At 74.1% G+C, this 11,591-nt stretch carries 10 protein-coding genes and 1 pseudogene; 4 read left to right on the forward strand and 7 right to left on the reverse strand.

Annotated elements, in window-relative coordinates; translation table 11 throughout:
- Positions 1–13: 13 nt before the first annotated feature.
- From IGA62_RS26145 to IGA62_RS26160, 4 genes are read left to right on the forward strand one after another with little or no spacing between them, the layout of a single operon-like run.
- Positions 14–1,048, forward strand: coding sequence for a zinc-dependent alcohol dehydrogenase (locus IGA62_RS26145; RefSeq protein ID WP_145818393.1), 1,035 nt, complete (start codon positions 14–16; stop codon positions 1,046–1,048).
- Complete coding sequence (locus IGA62_RS26150; protein WP_145818392.1) at positions 1,048–1,902, forward strand: sugar phosphate isomerase/epimerase family protein; 855 nt, start codon at positions 1,048–1,050, stop codon at positions 1,900–1,902. Before IGA62_RS26145 ends, IGA62_RS26150 begins: the two co-directional genes overlap by 1 nt.
- On the forward strand, positions 1,899–3,170 hold the full coding sequence (locus IGA62_RS26155) for an MGH1-like glycoside hydrolase domain-containing protein (protein WP_145818391.1): 1,272 nt from the start codon (positions 1,899–1,901) through the stop codon (positions 3,168–3,170). Before IGA62_RS26150 ends, IGA62_RS26155 begins: the two co-directional genes overlap by 4 nt.
- Positions 3,167–4,999, forward strand: coding sequence for an amylo-alpha-1,6-glucosidase (locus IGA62_RS26160; protein ID WP_145818390.1), 1,833 nt, complete (start codon positions 3,167–3,169; stop codon positions 4,997–4,999). Before IGA62_RS26155 ends, IGA62_RS26160 begins: the two co-directional genes overlap by 4 nt.
- Here IGA62_RS26160 and IGA62_RS26165 read toward each other — a convergent pair.
- The 7 genes and pseudogenes from IGA62_RS26165 to IGA62_RS26195 form a co-directional block, all read right to left on the reverse strand.
- On the reverse strand, positions 4,989–6,164 hold the full coding sequence (locus tag IGA62_RS26165) for a zinc-dependent alcohol dehydrogenase (RefSeq protein WP_145818389.1): 1,176 nt from the start codon (positions 6,162–6,164) through the stop codon (positions 4,989–4,991). The genes IGA62_RS26160 and IGA62_RS26165 overlap by 11 nt on opposite strands.
- Before the next feature lie 26 nt (positions 6,165–6,190).
- Positions 6,191–7,168: an SRPBCC family protein gene (locus IGA62_RS26170; protein WP_232624781.1), complete on the reverse strand. Its 978-nt coding sequence runs from the start codon at positions 7,166–7,168 to the stop codon at positions 6,191–6,193.
- Between the two features lie 83 nt (positions 7,169–7,251).
- Positions 7,252–8,691: an aldehyde dehydrogenase gene (locus IGA62_RS26175; protein ID WP_145818388.1), complete on the reverse strand. Its 1,440-nt coding sequence runs from the start codon at positions 8,689–8,691 to the stop codon at positions 7,252–7,254.
- 9 nt (positions 8,692–8,700) lie between these two features.
- A complete protein-coding gene (locus tag IGA62_RS26180; protein WP_145818387.1) occupies positions 8,701–9,531 on the reverse strand; it encodes a thioesterase II family protein in 831 nt (276 codons plus the stop codon).
- Positions 9,528–9,722, reverse strand: a pseudogene (locus IGA62_RS26185) (tautomerase family protein); the annotation flags it as partial. The pseudogene IGA62_RS26185 and the gene IGA62_RS26180, both read right to left, overlap by 4 nt.
- A gap of 10 nt (positions 9,723–9,732) precedes the next feature.
- Positions 9,733–10,446 carry a 2-keto-4-pentenoate hydratase gene (locus IGA62_RS26190; RefSeq protein ID WP_145818385.1) on the reverse strand — a complete coding sequence of 238 codons (714 nt, stop codon included), beginning with the start codon at positions 10,444–10,446 and terminating at the stop codon, positions 9,733–9,735.
- Between the two features lies 1 nt (position 10,447).
- Entirely contained in the window at positions 10,448–11,449 is a 1,002-nt protein-coding gene (locus IGA62_RS26195; RefSeq protein WP_145818384.1) for a class I SAM-dependent methyltransferase, read from the reverse strand.
- Between the last annotated feature and the right edge of the window lie 142 nt (positions 11,450–11,591).

Below are 11,591 nucleotides of genomic sequence, written 5' to 3' on the forward strand. Positions count from 1 at the left end.
CATGGAGGCGTCAGTGGAAGTCGTCGTGCAGTTCTCCGCGCCGCGACGGGTCGAGGTGGTGTCCCGTGAGGCGACGCCACTGCCGCCCGGGCACGTGCGGGTCCGTACCCGTTACTCCGGCATCTCGGCCGGCACCGAGCTGACCGCCTACCGCGGCACCAACCCCTACCTGACCCGCATCTGGGACCCGCAGCGACGGCTGTTCACCGAGGGCACCGGGGGTCTGGAGTACCCGGTCGCCGGCTGGGGCTACTCCGAGGTCGGCCAGGTCGTCGAGATCGGCGACGACGCGCCCACCGGGACGCCCGAGATCGGGACGTACGTCTGGGGCATCTGGGGCCACCGCAGCGAGGCCGTCCTGCCCGCCGAGCGGATCGTCGGGCACGAGGTGCCGGCCGGCGTGGATCCGATCGCGGCCTCGTTCGCCCGGGTCGGCGCCATCGCCCTCAACGCCGTGCTCGCCGCCGACATCCACCTCGGCGAGACCGTCGCCGTCTTCGGGCAGGGCGTGCTCGGCCTGCTCACCACCCGGCTCGCGGTCCTCAACGGCGCTACCGTCGTCGCCGTCGACGCGCTGCCGGCCCGCCGGGAGTTCGCGCTGGCCTTCGGCGCGGACGTCGCCCTGGCCCCCGAGGGGGCCGCGGAGGAGATCCGCACCCGCACCGGTGGCCTCGGTGCCGACGCGGCGGTCGACATCAGCGGCTCCTACCGGGCCCTGCACGAGGCGACCAGGTCCGTCACCGTCGGCGGACGCGTCGTCGCCTCCGGCTTCTACCAGGGCGACGGCCTCGGGCTGCGCCTCGGCGAGGAGTTCCACCACAACCGCGTGCAGCTCGTCTGCTCGCAGATCGGCGGCGTGCCCCCGCACCTCGCCCCCCGCTGGAGCCAGGACCGCCTGCAACACGTCTTCCTGAGCCAGCTCGCCGCCAAGACCGTCGACGTGGGCACGCTGGTCAGCCACGTCATCCCGGCGGACCGTGCCGCCGAAGCCTACGACCTGCTCGACCAGCGTCCAGCCGAGGCGCTGCAAGTCATGTTGGAGTTCTGATGTCCCACCCCACCACGTCCCCGTCCCGTCCCGACCCGGCGGCGCCCGGCGCGCCCGCGCTCCGCATCGCCTGCCAGGAACAGCTGCTCCCCGGCGACACCCTCGAACAGAAGTGGGAGTTCGCCCTCGCCGCCGGCTACGACGCGATCGAACTGCGCGGCAAGGCCGCGTTCGCGTTCCGCGAGCGGCTGCCGGAGCTGCGCCGGGCCCTCGCCAACGGTGTCGTGATGCCGACCGTCTGCGTCGACATGCTGCACTTCTTCGGCGCCTTCGACCCCGACCTGCGCCGTGACGCCATCGACCAGCTCAAGTCCCAGCTGTCCGTGATCGCCGAGATCGGCGGGCGGGGGGCGATGACCCCCGCGTCGTACGGGATGTTCTCCCGGCGGCTGCCCCCGTTCGAGCCGCCCCGCAGCGAGGCCGCCGACCGGGAGGTGCTCGTCGAGGGACTGGTCGAACTCGGCACGCACGCCGCGACCGAGGGCGTCGAGCTGTACCTCGAACCGCTCAACCGGTACGAGGACCACATGGTCAACCGCCTCGACCAGGCGGTCGACCTGGTCAAGGCGGCCGGCATCGACGCGGTCCGGGTGGTCGCCGACACGTACCACATGAACATCGAGGAGGACGACCCCGCCGCCGCGGTGCGGGCCGCCGGCCCCTACCTCGGGCACGTGCAGGTCAGCGACTCCAACCGGTTCCAGCCCGGCGCCGGCCACCTCGACTGGCCCGCCGTGCTGGGCGCCCTCGACGCCGTCGGTTACCAGGGCTACCTGGCGGTCGAGTGCCGCCTCCGCGGGGAGCCGGAGGCGGCGGTCGCCTCCGTCCCGTCCTTCCTGCGCAGGCAACGGTGAACGCCGCCCTCGACCGCGCCGCGGTGAACGTGCTCCTGGCCAACTGGACGGGTGCCTACACGGTCCCCTCGCGGGCCCTCTACCCGCACCAGTGGAGCTGGGACTCGGCGTTCGTCGCGATCGGGCTGCGGCACCTCTCGGTGCGCCGCGCCCAACGCGAACTGGAGAGTCTCTTCGGGGCCCAGTGGGCCGACGGGCGGGTGCCGCACATCGTCTTCGACCGGGCCGCTCCGCCGGAGGGCTACTTCCCCGGGCCGGAGTTCTGGCGCTCCGCCGCCCACCCGGCGAGCCCGGCGGTGGCCACCTCCGGACTCGTCCAACCGCCGGTGCACGCGCTCGCCGTCTGGCTGACCTTCCGCGCCGACCCGGGGCAGGCCCGGCGGCGCGGCTTCCTGCCCCGGCTGTACCCGAAGCTGGTGGCCTGGCACCGCTACCTTGCGACCCGTCGGGGCGTGGACGACCTCGTCGCGATCGTCCACCCCTGGGAGTCGGGCATGGACAACAGTCCGGCCTGGGACGACGCGTTGGGCCGGGTGGAGCCGACCCCGGCCGGCGCGTTCCGCCGCCGCGACCTGCACCACGTGCAGGCCGCGCAACGCCCGACCGACACGGACTACGGTCGCTACGTCCGGCTGGCCGCCGACTACCGGGACTCCGGCTACGCCGACCACCTCGCCGACGCGCAGTTCGTGCTCCTCGATCCCATGGTCAACGCCCTGTACGCCGCGTCGGAGTCCGCGCTCGCGGACATCGCCGCCGAGATCGGCGCGGACCCCCGGCCGCACTGCGAGGCCGCGGCCCGCACCGGCGCGGCCCTCGTCACCCGGCTCTTCGCCGACGAGTTCTGTCACGCCTGGGACGTGCACGAGCGCCGGCTGGACCGGCAGCGCACCGTCGCCGGCCTCACCCCGCTGGTCGTGGCGGACCTGCCGGTCGCTCCGGCGCTGGTGAAGTCCGCGCTGGGCGAGCACTTCCGGCTCGGGCGGACCGCCCTGCCGCCCAGCTACGACCTGACCGGCCCGGCCTTCGACCCGGACCGCTACTGGCGCGGCCCCGGCTGGTTCAACACCACCTGGCTGATCTGGCACGGCCTGACCCTGCACGGCGAACTCGGCCACGCGGACCGGCTGCGCGACGCCACGCTCACCGCCGCCCGGCAGGCGGGCTTCCGGGAGTACGTCCACCCCTTCAGTGGCGAGGGACGGGGGGTGACCGACTTCAGTTGGACCGCGGCCGTCGTCCTGGACCTGCTGCGGACGGCGCCGTGACGCCCCGGGAACTGCTCGGTGAGGGCACCCTGCTGCGGACCGACCCCGCCGGGGACGTTCCCGACACCGGCACGTACGGGCTCTTCCTCGACGACACCCGGCACCTGTCCCACTGGGAACTCACCGTCGACGGCACCCGGCCCCGCCTGCTCGCCGGCGACGGCGACGAACTGGTGCTCACGCCGTGGACCCGGCGGGGCGCCGACCCGTCCTGCACGGTCTTCCGCCGCCAGACCGTCCGGTACGGCCGGCTGACCGAACGGGTCAGGATCGTCAACCACGGAGCCGCCCCGGCGGAGCTGTCGCTGGCGTACCGCTTCGCCGCCGACTTCGCCGACCAGTTCGAGCTGCGCACCGACCGGGACTACCCGAGGCCGCCCGGGGTCCGTGGCACCGAGCGCACCGACGACGGCGTACGCCTGACCCACCGGCGCGCGGACTTCCACCGCGCGACGACGCTCCGGGTGGTCTCCGCCCCGCCGGCCGACCTGCACGACGCCGACGTCTCCTGGACGCTGGCGGTGCCGCCGCACGGCGACGTCACCGTGACGGTGGAGGTGTGCGCGGCCACCGCCGTCCCGCCGCCCGCGCCGACGATCGTCGTCGAGCCGACCGGTGAGGTCGCGCTGGACGAGGCCGTCGCGCGGGGCAGCGCGGACCTGTCGGCGCTGCTCGTCCCGGACGGCACCGGCGGGCACACCGTCGCCGCCGGCAGCCCGTGGTTCCTCACCCTCTTCGGCCGCGACAGCCTGATCACCTCCCTCTTCGCGCTCGCCGCCGCGCCGTGGCTCGCCGCCGGCACCCTGCGGGCCCTCGCCGCGACGCAGGGCCGGACGGTGGACCCGTCCCGGGTCGAGGAGCCGGGCAAGATCCTGCACGAACGCCGTCGGGGCGAGCTGAGCCACTTCGGGCACGTCCCCTACGGCCGTTACTACGGCACGGTGGACGCCACCCCGCTGTTCCTCGTGCTGCTGGCCGAGACCGGCGACGACGCGCTCGCCGCCGAACTGGAGGCCCCGGCCCGCGCGGCGGTCACCTGGATGTTCGACCACGGTGGGCTGGACCGGCTGGGCTGGCTGGTGTACCGCACGGACGGCACCGGCCTGGTCCACCAGTGCTGGAAGGACTCCGCCCGGGGCATCTGCTTCCGCTCCGGGGAGCCCGCCGGAGGCCGGCTGGCCGTGGCCGAGGTGCAGGCGTACGCGTACGCCGCCCTGCGCGGCACGGCCGGGATCGCCCGCCGGGTCTGGGGCGACCACGCCTACGGCGACCGTCTCGACCGGACGGCCACCGACCTGCGGGCCCGCTTCGTCCGGGACTTCTGGCTCGACCGGGACGACTTCGTGGCGCTCGCCCTCACCGAGGACGGCCGGCAGGTCGACGCGCTCGCCTCCAACGCCGGCCACGTGCTCTGGACCGGGCTGCTCGACGACGACCGCGCGACCCGGGTCGGCCGCCGGCTGGCCGGGCCGGACTTCTTCAGCGGCTGGGGCATCCGGACCGTCGCGGCCGGCCAGCCCGCCTACCATCCGGTCTCGTACCACACCGGTGGTGTCTGGCCGCACGACACCGCGATCGCGGTCGCCGGACTGGCCCGCCACGGCCTCCACGCCGAGGCGGAGACGATCGCCCGGGGCCTGCTCGCCGCCGCCGCGCACCACCGGTACCGGTTGCCCGAGGTGTTCGCCGGGTTCGGCCGCGACGAGCATCCCGTGCCGGTGCCGTACCCGCACTCCTGCTCGATCCAGGCCTGGGCGGCGGCGGCCCCGCTGCTGCTGCGCCGCACCCTGCGCCCGGGCCACCCAAAGGACCCCACGCCTACGGCTTGAGCACCACCTTGACGCAGTCCTCCTGCTTGTTCTTGAAGATGTCGTAGCCGTGCGGGGTGTCGTCGAGGCGCATGGTGTGGGTGATGACGAAGCTCGGATCGATCTCGCCCCGGCGGATCCGTTCCAGCAGGGGCCGCATGTGCCGCTGTACGTGGGCCTGGCCGGACCGCATGGTCAGGGACCGGTTCATGAACGAGCCCATCGGGAACTTGTCGACGAACCCGCCGTAGGCCCCGACCACCGAGACGGTGCCACCGTTGCGGCAGCTGAGCACCGCCTCCCGTAGGGCGGGCGGTCGGTCCGTCTCCAGCTTCACGGCCTGCTTGGCCCGGTCGTAGGCGTGCAGCGCCGCCGAGGCGTGGTGTCCCTCCATGCCGACCGCCTCGATGCAGGCGTCCGGTCCGCGTCCCGCCGTCATGTCCCGCAGGGCGTCCAGGACGTCGGTCTCCTCGTAGTTGATGGTCTCCGCGCCGGTGTGCTCCTCGGCCATCCGCAGTCGGCTGGGGAACCGGTCGATGACGACCACCCGTTCCGCGCCGAGCAGGAACGCGCTGAGCGCGGCGAACTGTCCGACCGGGCCGGCACCCCACACGGCGACGGTGTCGCCGGGGGTGATGTCGCACCACTCGGCGGCCTGGTAGCCGGTGGGGAGCACGTCGGACAGGAAGAGCAGCTTCTCGTCGGGCAGGTCGTCGTCGACCTTGAGGGCGCCGACGTCGGCGAACGGGACGCGGACGTATTCGGCCTGCCCGCCGGCGTAGCCACCGAGCAGGTGCGAGTAGCCGAAGATCCCGGCGGGGGAGTGGCCCATCGCCATCTCGGCGACGGGCGCGTTGGGATTGGAGTTCTCGCACACCGAGTAGAGGCCGCGCCGGCAGGAGAAACAGTCCCCGCAGGAGATGGGGAACGCCACCACGACCCGGTCGCCGACCCGTAGGCCGTCGCGCACGCCCGGCCCCAGCTCGACGACCTCGCCCATGAACTCGTGTCCCAGGACGTCGCCCTTCTTCATCGCCGGTACGTAGCCGTCCAGCAGGTGCAGGTCCGAGCCGCAGATCGCCGACGAGGTGACCCGCACGACGGCGTCACGCGGGTTCAGGATCTGCGGGTCCGGGACGTCCTTGACCGCCACCCGGTTGGGGGCGATCCAGCAGTTCGCTCTCATCGGTTGTCCTGTCTCTCGGCTCCGGGTCAGCGCAGTCGCATCGGCTGTGCCGCGCGCTGCTTCACCTGCTGCTGGAGGCTGGTTCCCTGCGGTACGGCGTCCGAGCGTGCGATCTCGCCCGTCTCGATCACCTGCTTGAACCGGCGTAGGTCGTCGCTGGTCTGCTGCTGCGGGTTCTCGCCGAACACCCGGGCGGCCAGCCGGCCGAGCCGCCCGCCGGGTGAGGCGTACTCGAACTCGACCCACACCTCCGTGCCGCGCCCGTCGCCGGCCGGGACGAAGCGCACGGAGCCGGCGTTGGGCACCCGGGTCCGCCCGACCGAGTGCCAGGTGATCAGCTCGTTGGGCAGGTCGGACATGATCTCCGCGTCCCATCCGACGGTCCGCCCGGCGGGCGCCTTCGCCTCCCAACGGGACCGCCGGGGGCCGGTGACCCGGACCGACCGCAGGTGGTACATGAACCGGGGCAGGTTCTCGAAGTCGTGCCAGAACCGGTACGCCTCCTCCGGGGTGCGGTTGACCGTCACCGACGCCTCCACCCGCGTGCCGCCGGGCAGCCGCCGGCCCCGGGCCGTCCGCACCGCTGTGGCGAGGTCCACCGCGGTGATCGCGGCGACCGCCCAGGTCGTGGCCGCCACCCGGCGACGTCGCTGGCCCCGGCGTCGCCGCAGGGCGCTGCCGCAGACGGCGAGGTCCACCAGGTCACCGGCGACCCTGGTCCACATCGCCCAGCCGGTCCTCCTCGGGATCAGCAGGCCCGCCGCGTGGCCCAGCTCGCGCAGTCCCACGATCCGCAGCACGGTCGGCGCGCTGGCGGAGTCGTCGACGCCGCAGAGGCGGCTCATGTCGGCCGGGGCACGCAGGGCCGCCGCCCCGAGGCCGAGACTCAGCCACCCGAGGGCCCGGGCGGTGCCCTCGGCGCCACGGCCCCGCCGGGCCTGCGCGATGCCCAGCGCATCGGTCACCGACCGTACGCCCATGGTGTTGGCGCGGTTCCTGGCCATCTGCCACCCCCGTTCGACCCGCCTGCCGCGAGCCCCGGTCTTCCCGGAAGGAGGCCGCTCACACCTCGGCTCGCGGACGTGGGTCAGCGACCGGCGATGTCGATCACCACGGCCTTGGGTTCGGTGAAGAAGTCCCGGCTGAACAGGCCGCCCTCCCGGCCCACCCCGGAGGCGCCGACACCGCCGAAGGGTGCCCGCAGGTCCCGGACGAAGAAGCAGTTGACCCAGACCGTGCCGGCGCGCAGCCGCGCGGCGACCCGGTGGGCCCGGGACAGGTCGGTGGTGTACACCGTGGCGCTGAGGCCGAACGGCGTGTCGTTGGCGAGACCGACGGCGTCCTGCTCGGTGTCGAACGGCGTCACGGTGGCCACCGGACCGAAGACCTCCTCGGTCTGCACCGCGGCGGACCGGGGCACGTCGGTGAGGACGGCGGGTCGGACCAGCCAGCCGGCACCGTCCCCGCCGTGCACCCGGCATCCGCCTGCGCGGGCCCGGGCCAGGTGGTCGCTGACCTTACGGTGGTGCGCGGCGGAGGCGAGCGGCCCGATCTCGGTGGCCGGGTCGCCGGGGTCGCCGGCGGTCATCGCCTGTCCGGCGGCGTGCAACCGCTCCACGAACTCCCCGTGCACCGCGCGTTCGACGAAGATCCGGCTGCCGGAGAGGCACATCTGTCCGGCGTTGCCGAAGGCCGCTTCGGCGGCCCGTGTCACGGCCAGGTCCAGGTCGGCGTCGGCGAAGACCAGCGCGGCGTTCTTGCCCCCGAGTTCCAGGCTGACCGGGACGAGACCACGGGCGGCCACGGCGGAGATCGCCCGTCCGGTGGCCGACTCGCCGGTGAAGGTGATCCGGTCGATGCCCGGGTGCTCGGTGAGGGCCTGACCGGCACCGTCGGCCCCGTAGCCGTGCACGACGTTGAGGACCCCGTCCGGTATCCCGGCCTCCAGGGCCAGCCGGGCGAGGATCGTCGCCGACGCCGGGCTCTGCTCGGCCGGCTTGACCACCACCGTGTTGCCCCAGGCGAGGGCGGGCGCGACCTTCCAGGAGGTGAGCATCAGCGGGAGGTTCCAGGGGGCGATCGCGGCGACCACGCCGGCCGGCTCGTACCGGGTGTAGGCGTGGTGGCCGTGGTCGGAGGGGAGCGCCTCGGTCGGGGTCAGGCGGGCGTGGTCGGCGAAGAACCGGAAGTTCGCCGCCGCCCGGGGGACGTCCCGCGCGGTGGCCTGGCTGACCGGTCGGCCCATGTCGGTGGTGTCGGTACGCGCGAGCAGGTCGCCGTTGGCGACGATCAGGTCGGCCAGGCGGTGCAGCAGCCGGCCGCGTTCGGCGTACCCCATCCGGGGCCAGGGGCCCCGGTCGGCGGCGGCGCGGGCCGCCCGTACGGCCCGGTCGACGTCGGCGTGACCGCCGAGGGCGACCTCGGTCCAGGGGGCACGGGTCCACGGGTCCACCGACTCGAAGCGGTCGCGGCGGACGGACTCGACCAGTTCCCCGTCGATGACGTGCGGGACGAACCCGACTGCCACGGTGGTCTCCTAACGTCGGTGTACGCGGTGGTCGTCGATGGTCGGTGCCGGCCGGCCCGGTCGGGGACCGCTGCCCGCGCCCACCCCGTCCCGGTGCGGGTGCCGGCCACCGTCCCGGTCCAACGCCGCGAGGAGCACGGACTCCTCCTCCGGGCGGAGGAAGTGGCCGCCGGGCAGGGTCGTCAGGTCGAATGCCGAGTCGGTGTGCGCGTGCCACCGGGCTGCCGCCTCCGGCGTCACCAGCGGGTCGCGTCGGCCGTGGAAGGCGTGGATCGGCACCGGCAGGGCGGGTCGGGCGGCCCACCGGTAGGTCTCGGCGACCTCCAGGTCGGCCCGGAGGGTGGGCAGCAGCAGCCGCAGGAGATCCCGGTTGGCCAACAGGGCCGGCGGGGTGCCGCCGAGCTCGGCGGCCCGGTCGATCAGCGCGTCGTCGGGCAGCTGGTGCAGGAGGTGACCGGCCCGGCGTCCGACGTCCGGCGCCTCGGCACCGGAGACGACCAGACGCTCGGGCAGCCGCCCGCCCGACCCGTGGAGGTGCTGGAGCAGTTCGTACCCGACCAGCGCGCCGAGGCTGTGCCCGTAGAGCACCCACCGGCCGTCGAGCAGGGGGCGCAGCGCCGTGGCGAGGTCGCTCACGAGCGGCCCGATGCGCGTGTACGGCGGCTCGGCGTAGCGGGACTCCCGGCCCGGTGGCCGGACCAGCACCACCTCCATCCCGATGAGCCGTCCCGCCCAGTGCGCGTAGCCGGCCGGTCCGCCCCCGGCGTGCGGCAGGCAGATCAGCCGGACCCCGGCGTCGGGCCGGGGCACGGGGATCTGCCACCAGCGGTCGCCGGTCATGACGCCCGGTCGGCGAGGATGACGCCGCCGGCGATGACCTCGCCCGGGTCGACCTCGACGATCCACGCGCGTACCGCCTCCCGGGGGGCGCCGATGCTGGCGGTGACCGCGTCGGCCAGGGCGTTGAGCAGGTCGCGCTTCTGCTGGGCGGTCCGGCCGGCGGCCATGGTGACCTGGATGAACGGCATCGGTGACCTCCGGTCAGGGTTCGATCGCGATGGTGAGGGTGCGACCGCCGCCGTGCACCTCCAGCGCGCCGGCGCGGGCCGGCACCGAGGCGGCGGGGGAGCCGAGCAGCACCCGGGTGCCGGCGGGCAGGCCGCCGACCTGCCCGGCCAGCCAGGCGAGCCGGGGCGCGGGCGGCGCCAGTCCGGCCAGGTCGCCCTCGGCCAGCGGGGTGCCGTCGAGGGTGAGCCGCAGGGCTCCGGTACGGCTGTCGACCGGTTCGTCGGCCAGTACCACGGCACCACCGGAGGAGTTGTCCGCGATCACCTCGGCGGCACAGAACCGGTAGTCCCGCCAGGCACTGTCCAGGATGTCGAGGGCCAGCACCAGGTGGCTGACCGCGTCCTCGGCCTGGGCCGGCGACGCTCCCACGGGGATGTCCGCGCCGAGCACGGCCGCCAGCTCCGGCTCGAACCGGGGCTGGATGAACTCGGCCAGCCGGATCGGGCCGGTCCGCAGCTGGGGTGCGGGCACCCGTCCGTAGATGGGTTCGGTCAACCCCATCTGGCGTTGCTTGGCGGGGCTGAGCAGGCCGAGCTTCCAGGCCGCGGGTGCGCCGAACAGGTCGGCCTGGATCCGGTAGGCGTCGGCCAGTGGCACCGTGCCGAACCGGTTGCCGCCCGTCGGCCGGTGGTCGGCGCGGGCGGAGCGGACCGTGTCACGCAGGGCCCGTACGGCGGCGTCGGTCACCTCAGGCTCCCTTCCGGGCCAGCATGAGCAGGCTGCCGGGCATCCGGGGGTGGACCGCGCGCACCAGTTCGAACCCGCCGTCGGCGAAGGTCTCCCGCCAGCCGGACTCGTCCATCAGCCGTTGCCGCATCATGGCGTGCACCAGCGTGAACTCGGGGTTGAACAGGTGGCCGCCGGCGGGCCGGGCCGGGTCGGGGGAGACCTCGGCGACCAGCAGGTGCGCGCCGTCGGGCAGCCGCCCGGCCAGGTTCCGCAGGTAGCCGACCAGTGCCGGACGCCCGTCGGCGAGGATCTCGTGCAGCAGGAAGAACGCGATGACCAGGTCGGTGCGCGCCAGCTCGGGGATGCCGTCGAGCGCCCCGGCGTCGGCGCACCGGACCGCGATCCGGTCGCCGGCACCGGCGGCGTCGATCTCACGCCGGGCCTCGGCGCAGGCGTCGGCGTTCACGTCGAGGCCGAGTCCACCGGCATCCGCCGCCCGGCAGACCGACAGCAGGAACCGCGCGTTGCCGCAGCCGAGGTCGACCACGTGGTCGATGCCGACGCCGTCCAGCAGTTCCCGGGCCGGCGGGACGAGGTCCCGCGCGCCGACGAGCGCCGAGCCGACGGCGACCCCGCGTCCGTCGCGGCCGATGTCGCCGCCGTAGCTGAGCGCGCCGGTGAGGAACTCCCCGATGGAGCGGAGCGGGACGCCGTAGCCTCCGCAGAGCCAGACCAGGTAGCCGATGTCGGCGCGGACCGCCTCGGCCAGCGGGGTCAGCTCGTACCGGCCGTCGCGGTGGCACACCATGCCCCGTTCGGTGAGATAGCGCAGCAGTTCGGCGGCGAGTGGTTCCTCGCCGTCGGCGGCCAGACCGTCCCAGCCGCCGTCGCGGACGAGAACGTCCAGCGCGCCGGTGGTCTCCAGCGACGACAGGACGGCGCACAGGGCGAAACCCTGGAACACGTCGAACGCGGGACGGTCGTGCTGCGTCGCGGCAGGTGTCAGGTTGCCAAGGACCATTATCGGCCTCCGGAAAATCGGTTGCGACCGGTGGGCAGGGCGTGGCCGTTGCCCGTTGTAGCCAAGGCCCAAAGCTATCACCGTCATAAATTGAGCGACAATCTCCGACCACTGAAACGGGCGTCGTGTACCGGTAAACCCG

This window comes from Micromonospora sagamiensis (assembly GCF_014680085.1).
GTDB lineage: Bacteria > Actinomycetota > Actinomycetes > Mycobacteriales > Micromonosporaceae > Micromonospora > Micromonospora inyonensis.

Bases quoted from the DNA above. Each gene is read 5' to 3' on its own strand.
- IGA62_RS26150 (WP_145818392.1), top strand. From the start codon at position 1,048: ATGTCCCACCCCACCACGTCCCCGTCCCGTCCCGACCCGGCGGCGCCC.
- IGA62_RS26165 (WP_145818389.1), bottom strand. From the start codon at position 6,164: ATGAGAGCGAACTGCTGGATCGCCCCCAACCGGGTGGCGGTCAAGGAC.
- IGA62_RS26170 (WP_232624781.1), bottom strand. From the start codon at position 7,168: ATGGCCAGGAACCGCGCCAACACCATGGGCGTACGGTCGGTGACCGAT.
- IGA62_RS26180 (WP_145818387.1), bottom strand. From the start codon at position 9,531: ATGACCGGCGACCGCTGGTGGCAGATCCCCGTGCCCCGGCCCGACGCC.
- IGA62_RS26195 (WP_145818384.1), bottom strand. From the start codon at position 11,449: ATGGTCCTTGGCAACCTGACACCTGCCGCGACGCAGCACGACCGTCCC.